Source organism: Isoptericola sp. NPDC056134 (assembly GCF_042264825.1).
In the GTDB taxonomy this organism is placed as follows: domain Bacteria; phylum Actinomycetota; class Actinomycetes; order Actinomycetales; family Cellulomonadaceae; genus Isoptericola; species Isoptericola nanjingensis.
Genome location: NZ_JBHJVM010000023.1, coordinates 25,689 through 44,776, shown reverse-complemented (window position 1 = coordinate 44,776; position 19,088 = coordinate 25,689). Strand labels below are relative to the sequence as shown.

General features: G+C 74.6%; 9 protein-coding genes. 2 read left to right on the top strand and 7 right to left on the bottom strand.

Annotation, left to right across the window (positions count from 1 at the left end; genetic code table 11):
• Positions 1-39 precede the first annotated feature (39 nt).
• The 6 genes from ACFCZN_RS17750 to ACFCZN_RS17725 all read right to left on the bottom strand — a co-directional run bounded on the left by ACFCZN_RS17750 (position 40) and on the right by ACFCZN_RS17725 (position 16,200).
• Complete coding sequence (locus ACFCZN_RS17750) at positions 40-1,014, bottom strand: AAA family ATPase (RefSeq protein WP_430557622.1); 975 nt, start codon at positions 1,012-1,014, stop codon at positions 40-42.
• Between the two features lie 61 nt (positions 1,015-1,075).
• Positions 1,076-7,099 (bottom strand): Ig-like domain-containing protein, encoded by a 6,024-nt coding sequence (locus ACFCZN_RS17745; RefSeq protein ID WP_430557621.1) that lies wholly within the window; start codon positions 7,097-7,099, stop codon positions 1,076-1,078.
• A 160-nt stretch (positions 7,100-7,259) separates the two neighbouring features.
• Positions 7,260-13,313 carry an Ig-like domain-containing protein gene (locus ACFCZN_RS17740; protein ID WP_430557620.1) on the bottom strand — a complete coding sequence of 2,018 codons (6,054 nt, stop codon included), beginning with the start codon at positions 13,311-13,313 and terminating at the stop codon, positions 7,260-7,262.
• 216 nt (positions 13,314-13,529) lie between these two features.
• Positions 13,530-14,597, bottom strand: coding sequence for an NAD(P)/FAD-dependent oxidoreductase (locus ACFCZN_RS17735; protein ID WP_430557619.1), 1,068 nt, complete (start codon positions 14,595-14,597; stop codon positions 13,530-13,532).
• On the bottom strand, positions 14,597-15,121 hold the full coding sequence (locus ACFCZN_RS17730) for an isoprenylcysteine carboxyl methyltransferase family protein (protein WP_430557618.1): 525 nt from the start codon (positions 15,119-15,121) through the stop codon (positions 14,597-14,599). The genes ACFCZN_RS17735 and ACFCZN_RS17730 overlap by 1 nt, the downstream gene beginning before the upstream one ends.
• The gene (locus ACFCZN_RS17725) at positions 15,118-16,200 is read right to left on the bottom strand and encodes a type III polyketide synthase (protein WP_430557617.1); all 1,083 of its coding nucleotides are present in this window, start codon (positions 16,198-16,200) and stop codon (positions 15,118-15,120) included. The genes ACFCZN_RS17730 and ACFCZN_RS17725 overlap by 4 nt, the downstream gene beginning before the upstream one ends.
• 150 nt (positions 16,201-16,350) lie before the next feature.
• On the opposite strand from ACFCZN_RS17725, the gene ACFCZN_RS17720 reads away from it, so the two are divergent.
• Together ACFCZN_RS17720 and ACFCZN_RS17715 are read left to right on the top strand one after the other, a co-directional pair.
• Complete coding sequence (locus tag ACFCZN_RS17720; protein WP_430557616.1) at positions 16,351-17,226, top strand: UbiA family prenyltransferase; 876 nt, start codon at positions 16,351-16,353, stop codon at positions 17,224-17,226.
• Positions 17,227-17,288: 62 nt separating this feature from the next.
• On the top strand, positions 17,289-17,867 hold the full coding sequence (locus tag ACFCZN_RS17715) for a prepilin peptidase (RefSeq protein ID WP_430557615.1): 579 nt from the start codon (positions 17,289-17,291) through the stop codon (positions 17,865-17,867).
• Between the two features lie 28 nt (positions 17,868-17,895).
• Here the strand turns inward: ACFCZN_RS17715 and ACFCZN_RS17710 are convergent, their stop codons facing one another.
• Complete coding sequence (locus ACFCZN_RS17710) at positions 17,896-18,951, bottom strand: polyprenyl synthetase family protein (RefSeq protein ID WP_429764899.1); 1,056 nt, start codon at positions 18,949-18,951, stop codon at positions 17,896-17,898.
• Between the last annotated feature and the right edge of the window lie 137 nt (positions 18,952-19,088).

Sequence of the window (19,088 nt, the reverse complement as noted above, 5' to 3'; positions counted from 1 at the left end):
GGTTCGCGTGGTCGGGGCCCCGGTCAGGCGGTCCGGCGGTCAGGCGGTCCGGCGCTCCTGCGGGGCCGCGACGTCGCTCAGCAGCCGCGAGATCGTGCCCTCGGCGGTCGCGCCGCCGAACTCGGCCTCCGCGTCCAGGACGAGGCGGTGCGCCCACACCGGCACGACGAGGTCCTTCACGTCGTCCGGCAGCACGTAGTTGCGACCGTGGGCCGCGGCCCACACCTTCATGCAGCGCACCAGCGCGAGCGCGCCGCGCACGGAGACGCCGACGTGGACGTCGGCCGCCGCGCGGGACTCCTCCGCCAGCCGCGACACGTACTCCAGGACGGCCGGGTCGACGTGCGTGGCGGCCGCGAGGGACGACATCTCCACGACGGCCTGCCCGGTGATGACCGGCTGCAGCGCGGCGCTGCGGTCGCGCACCGCCGCCCCGGCGAGGATCTCCACCGTCGACGCGAGGTCGGGGTAGCCGATCGACGTCTTCATGAGGAAGCGGTCGAGCTGCGCCTCGGGGAGGCGGTAGGTGCCGGCCTGCTCGATCGGGTTCTGCGTCGCGACGACCATGAACGGGATGCCCACCCGGTGGGAGACGCCGTCCACGGTGACCCGGCCCTCCTCCATGACCTCGAGGAGCGCGGACTGCGTCTTGGGCGACGCACGGTTGATCTCGTCCGCGAGCACGATGTTCGCGAAGATCGGCCCCTCGTGGAACTCGAACGTGCCCGACTTCTGGTCGTAGATCGTCACGCCAGTGACGTCCGACGGCAGCAGGTCGGGCGTGAACTGGATGCGCTGGTTGGTGCCCTGGACGCTGGCCGCCATGGCCCGGGCCATCATCGTCTTGCCCGTGCCCGGGGCGTCCTCCAGCAGCAGGTGGCCCTCCGCGAGCATGCACGTCAGCGCCAGCCGGATCTGGTCGTCCTTGCCGAGCACCGCCTGCGCCACGTTGCCGACGATGCGGTCGAACGTCTGGGCGAACCAGCTCGCCTGCTCGGGGGTCATGGTGGTCATCGGTGGAGTCTCCAGATCGTGGTGCTCGGTCGGTCGTGGTGGTCGGTGGTCTGCCCCGCGGTCATCGCGGCCAGGCCCGGCGCTCGAAGGTCCAGTCCTTCCCGTCGACCGTCACCCAGACGTCGGCGCCGTTCATGATGCCGACGACGCAGTAGATGTCTACGTAGCCCCCGGGCTTCAAATACCCGCTCTGGGTCGAGAAGTGGCTCGTCGAGCCGCCGAAGTTGTTGTAGCAGTTGAACGTGTAGGTGCCGGCCGGGACGTCGTTGTTGGCGTTGACTCGCACCTTGGTGCAGTTGCTGGTGTCGCAGGTGGGAACCCGGTAGACGCTGCCCGAGTCGGTGGCCCAGATCTTGGGCTGCGGCGCGGGATCGGTCTTGCCGCTGGCCGAGGCCTTCGCCGAGCAGCCCGCGGCGTTGCACGCCTGGGCGCTCAGCGAGTACGACTTGTCGTAGCCGCCGGACACGCCCACGTTGCCGGTGCCGGTGCCGGAGTTGCTCTGTGACCCGGAGAGATCCCACTTCACCGAGCCGCTGTCACCGTTCCAGCTGCTCGGGCCGCCCACCGTGAAATGGCCATCCGTGGCCGATGTCTTCGTCCAGGTGACGCTGGGCGCGGACGGCACGCCGTAGGCCTTGACCCCGTTGGACGCGGCACTGGTGTCGCCCGGCCCCGCGGCGTTGTGCGCCGTCACAGTGAAGGTGTAGGTCGTTCCGGCGCTAAGGCCCGTGAAGGGAAGGCTGTTGCCGGACGTCGTCCGGGACCCGCCGTTGCCAGACGCCGTCACCGTGTAACTGGTGACCGGCGAACCGTTGGGATCGGCGGCGTTCCAGGAGACGACGGGCACGCCCTTGTCGTCGGCGGCCTTGACCCCGGTGGGCACGCCGGGCTTGCCGAACGGCGTCACCGCGTTCGACTGGGGGCTGGTCGCCCCCATGCCGGCCTTGTTCTCGGCGGTCACGGCGAACGTGTAGCTCGACTTCGTGTCCAGCTCGCCCACCGTCGTGGACGTGCCCGTCACCGGCACCGTCTTCACCTTGGAGCCGCCCTGGAAGACGTCGAGGTGGTAAGTCTTCACGGCGTCGCCGTTGTCGGCCGGCGCGTTCCACGAGACGTCGATCTGGCCGCCCAGTGCGGTGTCGACGCGCGACGCGGTCGGCGCGGACGGCGCGTCCGGCGGCCCGGCCGGGATCATCGTCGTCGACCACGCGCCCCACTCGGACGGGTCCGGCGCGGAGTTCACGGCCTGCACGCGCACCTTGTACGCCACGCCGTTGGTCAGGCCCTCCCAGACGATGCGCTCGCCGGTGACGCCGACCTTCTGGCTGGCGCCCGACGCGGGCGCCGGAGAGATCTCCAGGTTGACCGACGTGATCGGCGACCGGTCGGTGTACGACGCGTTGGCCCACGTGACGACGAGGGACTCGTCGCCGAACTCGAGGCTCGGTGCCGTCGGCGGTTCCGGCTTGTTGTCGGGCCGCGCCTCCGCGGACGCGGGCGACGGCTTCGAGTCGCCCACCTCGTTGGTGGCCTGCACCGTGAACGTGTAGGTGACGTTGTTGGTCAGCCCGTCGAGGGTGCAGGTGGTCGTGGTGCACTCGAAGGTGTCGCCCTGGTTGGAGGTCACCGTGTACCCGGTGATCTCCGCGCCGTTGTTCTGCGGCGGCGTCCAGGACAGCACGACCGTCTCGGAGCGCACCTCCTCCACCTGCGGCGTCGACGGCGCCTCGGGCACGCCGAGCACGTTCAGCCGCACCCGACCCTCCACCTGGCGGTCCGGGTCCTTCGTCGCGTCCTGCACGCGGTAGACGGCCACGAGCGTGCCCACGAAGTCGGCGGAGGGCGTCACCACGACCTTGTCGCCGTCCACGACCGTGTCGCCGGAGCCTGTCTCGATGCTCGTCCCGAGCAGATCGAGCCCCTCGGGGGCGAACGGGTCGCTGTCGTTCGCCAGCACCGGCACGGACACCGCCTCGCCCTGGTGGGCGTCGTCCACGACGTCGTCGATCGCGCGGGCGAGCGGACGCGTGGACGCCACCACCTGGACCGTGAGCGTGCCGTCGACCGGCGGGTGCTCGTCGTCCGTCACCGTGAACGGCACCGTGAGCCGGTTGCCCTTCGGCACCTCGGGCGACGCCTCGAGCGTGACCCGCGAGCCGGTCATCGTGGCGCTCAGCCCCTGCGGCAGCCCGCCGAGCTGGAAGCGCAGGTCGTCGTCGTCCGGGTCCTTCGCGAAGCGGCCCAGGTCGACGACGCTCTCCTCGCCGGCGGCGACCTCGCCGGACGGGCTGCCCGGCTCGGGCGGCAGGTTCTCCGGCGGCAGCACGGTGATCGGCAGCGTGAGCAGCGCGACGGCGCCCTCGGGATCGTCGACGGACGTGCCGTCGGTGACCTCGAACGTCACCGAGGCCGGGCCGTCGTACTCCGCGCGCGGGGTGAAGGTCATGGTGGTCTCGCCGGTCACCTTGGCGGCGCCCTCGGTCGCGGTGACCTGGTCCTCCGTGGTCAGGCGCGGGGTGCGGCCTTCGACCACGAGCACGTGGTCGGTGATGTCGACGTCGAGCGTCTCGCCCGAGACCACCTCGAGCGGGGCCTGGCCCGGCTTGAGGATCGGCTTGGTCGACTCCATGCCCGGCACGACGACGAACGCCTTGGCGGTGAGCCCGTCCACGTCCGTCACCGTGTAGGTGATGACCTGTCGGCTGCGGGTCAGCGGGACCTCGAGCGCGCCGTCGGCGGTGACGGTCACCCCGGCCGACGCCGCGTCGGTGCCGACGGCGACCTCGAGGTCGTCCGCCGCGCCGTCCGGGTCCTCGTCGTTGTCGAGCACCGGCACCGTCACGGTCGACTTGCCGAGGATGCTCGCCACGGGCACGGAGTCGTCGCGGGCGATCGGCCGCAGCAGCGGCGCGTCGTTCGCCACGGTGACGCTCACGGAGGCCGAGGCCCGCGCGGCGTACGTGTCCTCGATCGCGTAGAAGAAGGTGTAGGTGCCCTCGTCGGCCGGCGTGCGCACGACGATGCGGTCGTCCGCCACCTTGGCCTTGAGGTCCTCGCCGCCCTCGACGGCGCCGGGCACGAGGCCGATGACGTCGCCGTCCGGGTCCGCGTCGTTCGCCAGGGCCGGCACCGCGACGCGCCGCTCCGGGCGCACCGTGATCTCGTCGTCGGCGGCGACCGGCGGCTGGTTGGTCTCCGGGGGCTGCGCGATGCCGACGCGGATGACGCCGGTGGCGACCTCGCCGCGCGCGTCCTGGACGGTGTAGCGGAACGAGTCGCTGCCCTTGGCGTTCTTGCCGGCCTCGTAGTCGACGTAGCCGTCGGTCACCTCGGCCCGGCCCTGCGTGGGCCCGGTGGCGAGACCCGTGAGCTGCACGGAGTCGCCGTCCGGGTCGATCCCGTCCAGGGGCACCGGGATCCGCGTCGTGCCGCCGGACAGCACGCGGGCCTCGACGTCCTGCGGCACCGGGGCGGCGTTCTCCTTGCCGCCGCGGATGTGGATCGTGACCTGGGCGGAGTCCTCCTGGCCGTTCGGGTCGCGCACCTTGTAGATCGCGTACGCGGTGCCCTGCTCGGCCCCGGCGCGGAACCGCAGGCGGCCCTCGGAGACGAACAGCTCGCCCTGCGCCGGGTCCACCGTCTGCTCGAGCTCGTCGTCGAGCGTGAGCTCGAGCCCGTCGGGGTGCGTGTCGTTGTCCAGCACGTCGATGTTCACGTAGTCGCCCACGCGCACGGTGACCTCGTCGGCGGCGGCGTTCGGCGGCTGCAGCCGGTCCGGCGGCGGCACGGGCAGCACCCGCACCTCGCCGGTGGCCGTCTCCGTGCCGTTCGACACCGTGTACTCGAGCACGACCGCCTCGGCCAGGCGCCGCGTCTCGGTGATCCGGAGCATCTGGTGCGACAGCACGGCCACGCTCAGCCCCGAGTCGTCGGGCACGCGCACCGACTGCACCACGAGCACGCCGCCCGCGGGGTCCGTGTCGTTCGCCAGGACGTCCACCAGCGTGGAGCCGCCCGCGGGCAGCAGCGCGGTGTCCGCCACGACGACGGGCGCGCCGACCGCGGCGTCCGGGTCCTGGACGTCCACCCGGACCACGCCGGTGGTGGACGACGGCCCGTCGGTCACCTGGTACAGCACGTCGTAGGACTTCGGCTCCTGCGCGAGGAACGTGAACGTGCCCGCGTCGTAGTTGCGCGTGATCTCCGCCGGCGCGGCGTCGCTGACGTTCGTGAGACGCAGGTCGTCGCCGTTGGGGTCGGAGTCGTTCTTCAGCGGCTCGATCGTGACGGGCTGACCGGCCGTGACCACCACGTGGTCCCCGACCGCGACGGGGGGCTCCTGGCTGGCGAGCACCTCCACCCACAGCGTGCCCTCGACGACGCCGCCCAGCCCGTCGCCCACGGTCAGCGCGACCTTCTTGCGGCCGGTGCCCGACCCGCCGTCCCGGAACTCGACCGTGCCGTCCGGGTACGCGCGCACTTCGTCGCCCTGCACGGTGGGCGCGGCGGTGGCCAGGTAGACGTCGTCCCCGTCGGGGTCGCGGAAGTACGGGAGCACCTTGATCTGCGCCGTCCCGCCCTGCTGCACGCGCAGGACCGGCTCCCCGGACTGCTCGGGCTTCTCGTTCTCGGAGAGCGGGACCACCCGCAGGGAGACCTTCGCCTCATCCGTGCCGCCGCGACCGTCGGAGACCTCGTAGGTGAACGACGCCGACCCGGAGCCGTCGCCCGGCACCACGACCTGCAGCGCCTTGCCGCCCAGCACCCGCTGCACGGTGAGCCCGTCGGGCTGGTCGCCCACGAGGCGCGCCGTGATGACGTCGCCGTCGGGGTCGAGGTCGTTGGCCAGCACGTCCAGCACCGTGGTGCGGCCGGGGCGGACCCCGAAGGAGTCGTCATTCGCCTCCGGGGGGTCCTGCTTCTCGCGGTCCACGACCGTGTTGTCGACCAGCTCGGGCTTCGCGTCCTCGGCGTCCTCGTCCTGGCCCTCGGCCCGCTCCGGCAGCTTGATGTCCCAGTCGTCGACCTTCTCGTACTCGTCCAGCGCCATCCACAGGGTGCCGGCCGTGAGGTCGTTGAGCACCACGGCGTTCCGGTTCACCCGGTACTCCAGCTCCGTGGACTGGTCGATGCCCTCGAGCACCTCGGCGACGTCGCGGTCCGTGCCCTCGCAGTCGCGCACGATCTGCCCGGTGCCCGACCAGGCGCCGTACAGGCAGCCGCCCAGCTGCACCGGGGCGGCGGGCGAGCCGGACGCCTTGCGCTGCGTCGCGGCCCCGCCGTCCAGCGGCTGCAGCACCAGCGCGCCGGACGTCGCGTACGCCACCGACTCCGAGCCCATCCCCGGCAGCTGCAGCCGCGCGCCCTGCGCGTCGGCCACCTCGACGACGTCCCCGCCGGGCAGGCGCAGGCGGCCCGACGTGCGGTCCAGCACCACGACGTCGTCGCCGACGGTCGTGAGCACGACGTCGTCGTCCTTGCTCAGGAGGTCCAGCTTCTCGGACCGCGGCTCCTCGCCCGGCTCGACCGTCCAGAGGGTGTCCTCGGCGGGCACGACGACGAAGGCCGTCCCCGACTCGGACACGGCGACCTCGGCGTCGCCGTCGAGCTCCGCCGTCGGGTCGTCCTCCTCCGTGTCCAGCCCGGGGAACCGGTCGAGGCGGGTGACCCACAGCGCGTCCGCCTCGTCGTCCACCACGGCGACGCGGTCGCCGCCCATGGCGACCCGGGCCCCGGCCGGGAGCTTCGTCGTGGACGCGAACTTGAGCCGCGCGGGATCCACCACGTTGGCGCTCGAGGACCCGTCGTCAGCGACGAGCACGTCGCCCGCCTGCTGGTCGACGTCGAAGGCCGAGCTGCCCGCCAGGAGCGTGCCGTCGAGCGCCTTGGCGTCGGTGTTGAAGCGGCCCACGAGACCGGACGCCTGGTTGGTGACCCAGACGCCGGAGTCGTTGAGGTCCACGTCGGCCGTGGCCTCGCCGTCGTACAGGACGGCCGCGGTGACGACGCCCGCGGACAGCGCGAGGACGACCGTCGTCGCGATGCCCGAACGACGGTCTCCACGCAGGCGCGTGAGCAGGCTCAAGTTGTCCCCCGATGAGTTGGCGCTGCCGGCCTTCGGCCCCCGTCGGCCACACGCAGCGCCCGCACAGGATAGCCAGGCTTCTCCCGCTCGCGACAGGGGCGACCACTCTCCGGGCATGGGGAGAGGTCCCCATGCCCGAGATGTCCGGGGCGGCCCGGGGTCACCAGGTGGAGGCGGCGTACCGCTTGCCGTCGATCACCACGGCGACGCTCGTGCCGGGGTACCCGTAGTAGCAGTCGAGCTCGAACGACTGGCTGCCGGAGAAGCTCTTGGTGAAGCCCGGGCCGCCCGGCGTCGTCCAGACCTTGCTGCCCTCCATGATGATGTTGTGCCAGCCGTACGCGGTCGAGGCCGGGTTGTTGGCCGACCAGCACTCCACCCGGTGCGAGCCGCCGGGGAAGTCCTTCACGGTGACCTTGAAGTAGTTGCAGTTCCCGTACTGGCAGCCCGACTGCACGCCGCTCGAGCCGCCGCGGCTCACGGTCGCCGTCGGGGTCGGGGTCGTCCCCGAGTCGCTGCCCCACGAGCCGCACCCGGCCTCGTTGCACGCCCTCGCCCGCAGGGCGAAGGTCGTGCCGGTCTTCTTCTGCGTGGTCACGGTGAACGGGAAGCTCGTCCTGCTCCCGCTCCCGCTCTGGCCCTGGGTGAACGTGTACTCGATGCGCGAGATCGCGTTGCCGCCGTTGGAGCCCGCCGTCACCTTGAACGTGCCCTGCTCGGCGGAGACCCGTGACCAGGCGACGCCCGGCGCACCGGGCACGGTGTACGGCTTCACGGCGCCCGAGTAGCTCGTCCACGCCGAGCAGCCCGCGGCGTTGCACGCCTTGACGCGGAACCGGTACGAGGTGCCGTTCGCCAGCCCGGAGTAGGTGTACGAGGTGCCCGTGGTCGTCTTGCTGCCGCCCTGGTCGGTCGCCACCGTGTAGGTGACGGGGTTGCCGTTGGCGTCGGCCGCGCCCCACGAGACGACGGCGCGACCGCTCGTGTCGGACCCCAGCGTCGCCGTCGGGTTCCCGGGCTTCCCCGGCTGGCCGAACGGCGTGACCTCGTTGGACCGCGGGCTCTTGCCGCCCTTGCCGGCCTTGTTCTCGGCGGTCACGGCGAACGTGTACGTCGCCTTGGTGTCCAGGCCCTCCAGGTCGATCGAGGTCCCCGTCGTCGTCTCGGTGGCCACCTTCGTGCCGTCCTCGACGACGTCCACGGAGTACTTCTTCACGGCGTCGCCGTTGGTGGCCGGCGCCTTCCACGCGACGTGCACCTGGCCGCCCAGGGGCGTGTCGACCCGGGCGGCGCTCGGGGCCGCGGGCGCGTCCGGCGGGCCCGCCGGCACCATGGTCGTCGACCAGGCGCCCCAGTCCGACGGGTCGGGGGCGGAGTTCACGGCCCGCACGCGCACCTTGTACGCCGTGCCGTTGGTCAGTCCCTCCCAGACGATCCTCTCGCCCGTGACGCCCACCTTCTGGGTCTCCCCCGACGCCGGCGCGGGCGAGATCTCCAGGTCGACGGAGCTGATCTGCGACCGGTCGCTGTACGACGCGTTGTTCCAGGTCACGACGAGGGAGCCGTCGCCGAACTCGAGCTGGGGCGCCGCGGGCGGGTCCGGCTTCTCGTCCGGCCTCGCCTCCGCCGACGCGGGCGACTTCTGCGACGGGCCCACCGCGTTGTTCGCCACCACCGTGAACGTGTAGGTGACGTCGTTCGTCAGCTCGTCGAGCGTGCACGTCGTCGTCGCGCACTCGAACGTGTCGCCCCGGTTCGACGTCACCGTGTACCCGGAGATCTCCGCGCCGTTGTTCTGCGGCGGCGTCCACGACAGGACGACGGTCTCGGAGCGCACCTCCTCCACCTGCGGCGTCGACGGCGCCTCGGGGGCGCCGAGCACGTTGACCGTGATGCGCCCCTCGACCTGGCGGTCGGGGTCCTTCGTGGCGTCCTGCACGGTGTAGCGCACCACCATGGTGCCGACGTAGTCGTCCGCCGGCGTGACGACCACCTGGTCGCCATCCTTCGTCACGTCCGCGACGCCGGTCTCGACGGTGGCGTCGCCCACGAGCTCCAGCGGGCCGCGGTCCTCGAACGGGTTCGAGTCGTTCGCCAGCACGGGCACCGAGACCGCCTCGCCCTGGTGGGCGTCGTCCACGGTGTCGTCGACCGCTCGCGCGAGAGGTCGCGTCGACGCGACCACGGTCACGAGCATCTCGCCGTCGACGGGCGGGTGCTCGTCGTCGGTGACCGTGTACGGCACGGTGAGCTCGGTGCCCTTCGGCACGTCCGGGGACGCCTCGAGCGTGACGCGGGAGCCGGACGTCGTCGCCCTCACCCCGTCGGGCAGGGCGCCCAGCGCGAACCGCAGGTCGTCGTCGTCCGGGTCCTTCGCGAACCGGCCCAGGTCGACGACGCTCTCCTCGCCGGCGGCGACCTCGCCCGACGGCGAGCCCGGCTCGGGCGGCAGGTTGTCCGGCGGCAGCACCGTGACGGGCAGGGTCAGCACGGCCGTGTGGCCCTCCGGGTCGTCGGGGCTCGTGCCGTCGGTGACCTCAAAGGTCACGCCGGCCGGGCCCGTGAACCCCTCGCGCGGCGTGAACGTCATCGTCGTCGCACCGGTGACCTCGGCGCTCCCCTCCAGGCCCTCGACCTGGTCGGCCGTCGTCAGGCGCGGGGTGCGGCCCTCGACCACGAGCACGTGGTCGGCGATGTCGATCTCGAGCGTCTCGCCCGACATCACCTCGAGCGGCGCCTGGCCCGGCGTGAGGATCGGCTGCACGGACGTCAGGCCGGGGACGACGACGAACGCCTTCGCGCTCTGCCCGTCGACGTCCGTGACGGTGTAGGTGATGACCTGGCGCTGCTCGGTGAGCGTCACGTCGAGCTCGCCGTCCGGCGTGCCCTCCGCCGTGGAGGACGAGGCCTCGACGGTGAGGTCGTCGGCCGCCCCGTCGCGGTCCTCGTCGTTGTCGAGCACCGGCACGGTCACCGACGTCTTGCCGAGAAGGTCCGCCACGGGCACCGCGTCGTCGCGCGCCACCGGTGGGAGCAGCGGCGCGTCCTTCGCCACCGTGACGCTCACCGAGGCGGAGCCGCGCGCCGCGTAGGTGTCCTCGATGGCGTAGAAGAACGTGGAGGTGCCCTCGTAGCCCGGGGTGCGCACGACGAGCCGGTCCTTCTCGACCTTCGGCGACAGCTCCTCCCCGCCCTCGAGCGACCCCGGGACCAGGCCGATCTGGTCCCCGTCCGGGTCCGAGTCGTTCTCCAGCGCCGGCACCGCCACGCGGCGGTCGGGCCGCACCGTGATCTCGTCGTCCTCCGCCACCGGCGGCTGGTTGGTGGCCGGCGGCTGCGCGACGCCGACGCGGACGACGCCGGTGGCGACCGCGCCGCGCGCGTCCTGCACCGTGTAGCGGAACGAGTCCACGCCGCTCGCGTCCTCGCCCGCCGCGTAGTCGACGTACCCGTCGACGACCTCCGCGCGACCGAGCGCGGGCCCGGACGCCAGGCCGGTGAGCTGCACGGAGTCGCCGTCCGGGTCGATGCCGTCCAGCGGCACCGGGATGCGCACCGTGCCGCCGGCGAGCGCGCGCGCCTCGACGTCCTGCGGCACCGGGGCGGAGCTCTCCTCGCCGCCGCGGACGTGGATCGTCACCTGGGCGGAGTCCTGCTGCCCGTTCGGGTCCGTCACGGTGTAGATGGCGTAGGCGGTGCCCGGCTCCGGGCCGGCGCGGAAGCGCAGCCGGTCCTCCGAGACGAACAGCTCGCCGCGCTCGGGGTCCACGCCCTGCTCGAGCTCGTCGTCCAGGGAGAGCTCGAGCCCGTCGGGGTGGGTGTCGTTGTCCAGCACGTCGATGTTCACGTAGTCGCCGGCGCGCACCGTGACCTCGTCCGGCCCCGCGTTGGGCGGCTGCAGCCGGTCGGGCGGCGGCACGGGCAGCACCCGCACCTGTCCCGTCGCGGTGTCGTTGCCGTTCGACACCGTGTACTCCAGCAGCACCGGCTCCGACACCCCGCGGGTCTCGGTGATCCGCAGCATCTGGTGCGAGAGCACCGCCACGCTCACGCCGGAGTCCTCCGGCACCTGCACGGACTGCACCACGAGGACGCCGCCCGCCGGGTCGGCGTCGTTGGCCAGCACGTCGACCAGGGCGGAACCGCCGGCCGGCAGCATCGCCGTGTCGGCCACGACGACGGGCGGGCCCGTCGCCTCGTCCGGGTCCTGCACGTCGACGCGGACCACGCCCGTGGTGGACCCGGGCCCGTCGCTGACCTGGTAGAGCACGTCGTAGGACTTCGGCTCCTGCGCCAGGAAGGTGAACGTCCCCGCGTCGTAGTTGCGCGTGATCTCCGCCGGCGACGCGTCGTTCACCTTCGACAGGCGCAGCTCGTCGCCGTTCGGGTCCGTGTCGTTCGTGAGGGGCTCGATCGTGATCGGCTGCCCCGCCGTGGCCACCACGTGGTCGCCGACCGCGACCGGCGGCTCGTTGCCGTCGCCGAGGACGTCCACCCGCAGCTCGCCCTCGACGACCTCGCCGCGGCCGTCCCCCACGACCAGCGTGACCTTCTTGCGGCCCGTCGACGAGCCGTTGTCGCGGAACTCGACCGTGCCGTCCGGGTACGCGCGCACCTCGTCGCCCTCGACGGTGACGTCCGCCGACGCGAGGTACACGTCGTCCCCGTCCGGGTCGCGGAAGTACGGCAGCACCTTGATCCGCGCCGACCGGCCCTGCTCGACCCGCAGCACCGGGTCGCCCGACTGCACGGGAGCCACGTTCTCGGTCTCGGGCGCCAGCCGCAGGTCGACCTTCGCCTGGTCCGTGCCGCCCCGCCCGTCCGACGCCTCGTACGTGAACGACACCGTCCCGGACGCGTCGTCGGGGACCACCGCCTGCAGCGCCTTGCCGCCCAGCACCCGCTCGACGCGCACGCCCTCCGGCTGGTCGCCGACGAGGTCGGCGGTCATCACGTCGCCGTCCGGGTCGAGGTCGTTGGACAGCACGTCCAGCACCGTCGCGCGGCCGGGCCGTGCCCCGTACTCGTCGTCCTTCGCCTCCGGCGGGTCCTGCTTGTCGCGGTCCACGACCGTGTTGTCGACCAGCTCGGGCTTCGCGTCCTCGGCGTCCTCGTCCGACCCCTCGGCCTGCTCGGGGAGCTTGATGTCCCAGTCGTCGACCTTCTCGTACTCGTCCAGCGCCATCCACAGCGTGCCGGCCGTGAGGTCGTTGAGGACGACGTTGCCGCGGTTGACCCGGTACTCCAGCTCCGTGGACCGGTCGATGCCCTCGAGCACCTCGGCGACGTCCCGGTCCGTGCCCTCGCAGTCGCGCACGATCTGCCCCGAGCCCGACCAGGCGCCGTACAGGCAACCCCCGACCTGCGCCGGCGCCGCCGGCGAGCCGGACGCCTTGCGCTGCGTCGGAGCCCCGCCGCCCAGCGGCTGCAGGGCCAGCGCCGAGGGCGTCGCGTACGCGACGGACGACGACGCCGCACCCGGCAGCTGGAGCCGCGCCTCCTGGGCGTCCGGCACCTCGACGACGTCCCCGCCGGGCAGCCGCAGCTCGCCCGCGCTGCGGTTCAGCAGCACCGGGTCGTCGCCCACCGCGGTGAGGACGACGTCGTCGCCGTCCTCGAGCATCCCCAGCTCGGTCGAGGTGGGCTCCTCCCCCGGCGCGACCGTCCACAGCACGTCCCGGCCCGGGACCACCGCGTAGGCGGTGCCCGACTCCGACACCACGACCTGCGCGGCCCCGTCCAGCTCCGCCGTCGGCTCGGTCGTCTTCGGGTCGAGGGACGGCAGGTCGGCCAACGACGTGACCCACAGCGATCCCGACTCGTCATCGACGACCGCGACCCGGCCGCCGCCCATCGAGACCTCGGACCCGGCCGGCAGCGGCGTCGTCGACCCGAACTTCAGGCGCGCGACGTCCACGACGTTCGCCGCGCTGCTGCCGTCGTCCCCGACGAGCACCTGGCCCGCCTGCTGGTCCACGTCGAACGACGAGCTGCCGGCGAGGAGGACGCCGTCCAGCGCCTGGGCCGCCGTGTTGAACCGACCGACCTTCCCGGCGGCCTGGTTCGTCACCCACACGCCCGAGTCGTCCAGGTCGACGTCGGCCGTCGCCTCGCCGTCGTACAGCACCGCCGCGACGGCGACGCCCGCGGTCAGCGAGAGCACGACCGCCGTGGAGACGGTCGTGCGGCGGTCGGTGCGCAGTCGGGCGAACACGCCCACGGCTCCCCCCGGAGCGTCGGTCGACGACGACCCCACGGCGCACGCGCACACGACCGGAACCGGTCGGCGGGGTCTGGATGCCCGACAGAGTGCCAGACTTCACCCGCCCCGGGCAATGAGTCCGGGGAGGGTCGGGCGACGCGTCCCACGCCTCGGGACGCGCGGGCTCGGGCGCGCGGACTCAGGCGCGCGGCGCCCGCAGCCCGCGCGTCAGCGGGCCAGCCGCTCCACGACCTGCCCGTACAGGCGCGGCAGGCGGGCCGCGGCGGGGACCACGCCACGGCGCAGGGGCGACCTCGCGGCCGTCACCAGGCCCGTGGTCAGGGCGCGGTAGTCGCGGGTGACGCGAGCCCACGCGCGCTCGTAGGCCGCGCCGTCCTCCAGGTGCTCGACGACGACGCGCGCCTGCGCCAACCCCACCCGCAGCCCCTCGCCCGTGAGGGCGTCCACGTACCCGGACGCGTCCCCGACCAGCCGGACGCGACCGGCCGCCCGCGCGGCGGAACGCACCCGCAGCGGGCCGGCGCCGAGCACCGGGCCGTCCGCCGCCGCCCCCGCGAGCCGATCGGCGAGCTCGGGCAGCGACGCGAGCCCCTCCTCGACGCCGACGCCCGGAGGGCCGAGCAGCGCGACCCCGACGAGATCGCCCGCGACCGGCGTCACGTACGCCTCTGCCCGCGGCCCCCAGTGGACCTCGACGAGGTCGGTCCACGGGGCCGTGCGGTAGTGCCGCCGCAGTCCGAACCGGCGCCGGCGTGCCCGAGACCCCTCACCGGGCCCGGCGGGCACCTCGAGCCCCGCCGCCCTCCGCACCCGCGAGTGCAGCCCGTCGCACCCCAGGAGCCACCGTGCCCGTACCCCGCCCGCCACGACCCCGTCCGGCGCCTGCTCGACGGTCGTGACGCGGCGCGCGAGCACGACCGCTCCCGCCTCCTGTGCAGCGTCGTGCAGGCCCGCGTGCAGCGTCGTGCGCCGCACCCCTCGGCCGGGCCCGCCGGCGAAGCGGTGGTCGGCGACCACGTCGCTCTGCCGGTAGGAGATGCCGTGCAAGGGCCACCCCGCCGGGTCGACCCCGAGCCGCCGCACGGCCGCGAGCGCGCCCGGCATCAGCCCCTCCCCGCACGCCTTGTCGATCGGCGCGGGGCGCGGCTCGAGGACGACGACGCCCAGCCCGGCCCGCCGCGCCTCGATCGCCGCGGCGAGGCCGACGGGGCCGCCGCCGACCACGAGCACGTCCGTCTCGACGTCGACGCCCCGGTCGGGCGGGCGGCCGGGCATCAGCCGACCTCGGCAGCCCGCAGCGCGCGCTCCTCGGCGGGGATGCGGAACCCGAGCAGCAACCAGGCGTTCAGGACGGTGAACGCGAGGGCCGTCACCCACGCCGTGTGCACCAGCGGCAGCGCGACGCCCTCGACCACCACGGCCACGTAGTTGGGGTGCGCCAGCCAGCGGTAGGGGCCGCGGCGCACCAGCGGCAGCCCGGGCACCACGATCACGCGGGTGTTCCACCGCTCCCCCAGCGTCACGATGCACCACCAGCGCAGGCCCTGGCTCGCGAGGACGAGCGCGAGCATGGGCCACCCCAGCCACGGCAGGAAGGGCCGGTCGGCGACGAGGACCTCCACGACGCACGCCACGAGCAGGCCCGTGTGCAGCGCGACCATCGCCGGGAAGTGACCGCGGCCGGACTCGACTCCCCCGCGCGCGAACGACCAGCGGGCGTGGCGCGCCGAGACCACGAGCTCGGCCAGCCGCTCCAGGCCGGTCGCGAGCACGAGGGCGGCGTAGAGCGCCGCGCTCATGCCGTCCCCGCCGCGGGCGCCCGCAGCAGCACCAGCTCGACCGCGACGCCGGGCCCGAACGCCATGAGCACCGCCCACCCGCCCGGCGGCGGCGCGCCGTCGTCGAGGGTCGCCGCGAGCACGTGCAGCACGGACGACGACGACAGGTTGCCCTCGGCCGCCAGGGTCGCGCGGGTGCGGGCCACCGCCTCCTCGGGCAGGTCGAGGGCGTCGCGCACGGCGTCGACGATCTTCGGGCCGCCCGCGTGCACCACCCAGGTGCCGACGTCGCGCGGTTCCAGGCCGTGCGCGGCCAGCAGGTCCTTGACGTCGCCCGCGAGGTGCGCCCGCAGCAGCTCCGGGAGCTCCGCCGACAGCACGATGCCGAACCCGGTGTCCCGGACCTCCCACCCCAGGTGCCGCTCGGTGCCGGGGTAGAGCCGGCCTCGGGCGTCCACGACCCGCGGCCCGGGGCGCGGGCCGCGCGGCGCGACGTCGTCGCCCGCGACGACCACGGCGCTCGCCCCGTCCCCGAAGAGGCCGGACGAGAGCAGGTTCGCGGTCGAGCCGTCGTCCCGCTGCAGCGTGAGCGAGCACAGCTCGACGGAGACCAGCAGGGCCACCTGGTCCGGGTGGCCCGCGAGGTACTCGTGCAGGTGCGCCAGCCCGGCCGCGCCGCCCGCGCACCCGAGCCCGAACGAGGGCACCCGGCGCACGTCGGCCCGCAGGCCCAGGCGGCCCACCAGCCCGGCGTCGACCGACGGTGCCCCCACGCCCGTCACCGACGTGAAGAAGAGCAGGTCGACGTCGCCCGGGTCGACGCCCGCGGCCGCGAGCGCCTCCCGGCATGCCCGCTCGGCCAGCGCCGACCCCTCGCGGGCGAACACGGCGTTGGCGTCCGCGAACCCGAACGGCCGCTCGTAGTCGGCGAGCGGGAGCGCGAGGTGCCGGGTGCGCACTCCCGCGGCGGCGTGCAGGCGGCGGGCCAGCTCGCGCCGCGGCCCTGCGTCTGCCAGCAGCGGGGCGACCATCTCGGCGATCCGTTCCTGAGGGTGCGCCGGACCGGGCAGGACGGGGGCGACGGCGAGGACGCGCGACATGCTTCGCATCGTGGCACCGCAGCCGTTCCCCCGCGCGGGGGCGGTCGCTCCCGCCGCGCCGGGGCCCGGCGCAGGGGGCTGGGGGAAGGCCTGGCGAAGGGGCCTGCGAAGATCCCGGCGGGAGCGGGCCCGGCGGCGTAGGTTGCCCCCGTGGGCGGCGACACGACGGGGACGGCGCGGGTCACGCCCGCGGCGCGGGCGCGCGGCCTCCTGCTCGCCACGCACCCGGCGCCCGCGGCGGTGGTCACGGGGCTGGCGCTGGTGTTCGCCGTCGGCGTCGGCCTCCCCGCGGGCCGCGCCGTGCTCGTCACGGCGGCCGTGGCCGCCGGCCAGCTGTCCGTGGGGTGGAGCAACGACTGGCTCGACGCCGCGCGCGACCGTCGCGTCGGGCGCGCGGACAAGCCGACCGTGACGGGCGCCGTCGCGCCCCGCGACCTCCGGACGGCCGCGTTCGCCGCCCTGGCCGGGTGCGTCGTCCTCTCCTTCGCGACGGGGCTCGTGCCGGGGCTGCTGCACGTCGCCGCGGTCGGCAGCGCCTGGTCGTACAACGCGCGGCTCAAGTCGACGCCCCTGTCGTGGCTGCCCTACGCCGTGAGCTTCGGCCTGCTGCCCGCGTTCGTCGTGGCCGCCGCGGGCGACGGCCGGGTCGTCGCCGGCTGGACGGTCGGCGCGGCCGCGCTGCTCGGCGTCGGCGCCCACCTCGCCAACGTGCTGCCGGACCTCGAGGACGACGCCGCCACCGGGGTGCGGGGCCTGCCCCACCGCCTGGGGCGGCGGGGCACGAGCGTGCTGGCGCCCGTGGTCCTCGCGGCGGGCAGCGTGGTGATCCTCCTCGGCCCGCCGGGCCCGCCCTCCGCGGCGTCGGTGACGCTCGCCGGCGGCGCGGTCCTGCTCGCCGCCCTCGCCGGGACCGTGGGGATCGTGCGACCGCACAGCCGCGCACCGTTCCTGCTGAGCCTGGCCGTGGCAGTGGTGTGCGTCGCGCAGCTCGTCCTCGCGGCCGACGCCGTGGCGCTCCCGGGCTGACCCGCCCCCACGGGCTGTGGACGGCGCCCCTGCGCCCCGACGCCGGCGCATAGCATCCGCAGGTGCCCCCGATCCTCCAGCGTGCCCGTGCCGAGGTCGCGCCCCACCGCCGCGCGGTGACGGGGGGAGCCGCCCTCGGGGCGGCGTGGGCGGTGTGGGCGAGCGGGCCCGGCTGGGCGACGCCGGCGCTCGTCGTGGCCGCCGTGGCGGGGGCCGCGCTCTGGGTGGTCGACGCCCGCACGCACCGGTTGCCGGACGCGCTCACCTACCCGGCGACGGCGGTCGCCGCCGCTCTGCTCGCCCTCGCGGCGCTCGCCGGCGGGACGTGGGACGCGGCGCTGCGGGCGCTCCTCGGCGGCCTCCTGCTCGGCGGGGCGTACCTCCTGCTGCACCTCGTCCACCGCGCGGGGATGGGGCGCGGCGACGCCAAGCTCGCCGTGCTCCTCGGCCTCGTCACCGCCTGGTTCGGCTGGTCGGCGCTCGTCGCCGCGACGGTGCTCCCGATCCTGCTCGGCGGGTGCGTGGCGCTCGTCCTCATGGTCACCCGGCGGGCGTCGCGCGGGACGGCGCTGGCCTTCGGCCCGTACCTGCTCGCCGGCGCGGCGCTCGCGGTGACGTTCGCGCGGCTGGCCGCCGCCTAGCCGTACTGACCCGGGGCACGCCGCCCGGTCACGCCGTCCGGTCGGCCAGCGCCTGGGCGAGGTCGGCGAGCGCCTCCTTCACCGGGCCGTCGGGCAGCGGCGCCAGCTCCGCGGCGGCCTCGCGCGCCCACCGGCCGGCGAGCGCGCGGGTCTCGGCGAGCACGTCGTGCGCCCGCAGCTCCGCGACGACGGCGGCGAGCGCGTCGTCGCCGTCGAGGTCGCCGTCGAGCCGGGCGACGAGCGCCGCGTCCGCCGCGGAGCCCTCGCCCCGCGCGACCCGCTGGCGCAGCAGCAGCACCGGCATCGTCGGCACGTGCTCGCGCAGGTCCGTGCCGGGCGTCTTGCCGGACTCGTCGCCGGACGACGCGATGTCGAGCACGTCGTCGGCGAGCTGGAACGCGACGCCCACCTTCTCGCCGTACGCCGCCACGGCCTCGACGACGGCGGGCTCGCAGCCGCCGAACATCGCGCCGAGGCGCGCCGACGTCGCGAGCAGCGACGCCGTCTTGTCGCTGAGCACCTGCAGGTAGTGCTCCACCGGGTCGTCGTCGGCCCCCGGCCCCATCGTCTCGTGCAGCTGGCCGAGGCACATGCGCTCGAACGTGCGCGACTGCAGCACCACCGCCTCCGGGCCGAGGCCCGCGACGAGCGCGGACGCCCGGGCGAAGAGGAGGTCGCCCACCAGGATCGCGACCGAGTTGCCCCACACCGTGTGCGCCGCGGGCGCCCCGCGGCGCAGCGGCGCGGAGTCCATGACGTCGTCGTGGTACAGCGACGCGACCTGCGTGAGCTCCACGACGACGGCCGCGTCCACCAGCTCCGTGCGCGACCCGTCGCCCAGCTCGCCCGCGAGCAGCGTGAGCAGCGGGCGGAACCGCTTGCCTCCGGCAGCGACGAGGTGCCGCGACGCGTCGTCGGCCAAGGCGTCCGCCGAGGCCACGGCGGCGTCGAGCGCCGCGTCCACCCGCGTCATGCGCTCGGCGAGCCGGTCGGCGAGCGCCGGGTCGGACAGCGGGATCGCCGGCGGCGCCGGGGGCGGCGTGGGCCCGGGCCGGGGGGCCGAGGCGGAAGGAGCGCGAGTCACTGTCCGAACCTATCCGTCCGGGGCGCCGAACACCGCACCGAGACAGCGCTCGGCCGCGTCAGGTCGGACACCCCGGCACGAGCGTCGGGCCGGCGGCTCGTCCCCGGGTCGGCACACGGGCGCGCCGGCCCGGGGAC

Excerpts from the sequence above, each read along its gene's own strand:
- ACFCZN_RS17750 (WP_430557622.1), bottom strand. The coding sequence starts at position 1,014 with ATGACCACCATGACCCCCGAGCAGGCGAGCTGGTTCGCCCAGACGTTC.
- ACFCZN_RS17735 (WP_430557619.1), bottom strand. The coding sequence starts at position 14,597 with ATGCCCGGCCGCCCGCCCGACCGGGGCGTCGACGTCGAGACGGACGTG.
- ACFCZN_RS17730 (WP_430557618.1), bottom strand. The coding sequence starts at position 15,121 with ATGAGCGCGGCGCTCTACGCCGCCCTCGTGCTCGCGACCGGCCTGGAG.
- ACFCZN_RS17725 (WP_430557617.1), bottom strand. The coding sequence starts at position 16,200 with ATGTCGCGCGTCCTCGCCGTCGCCCCCGTCCTGCCCGGTCCGGCGCAC.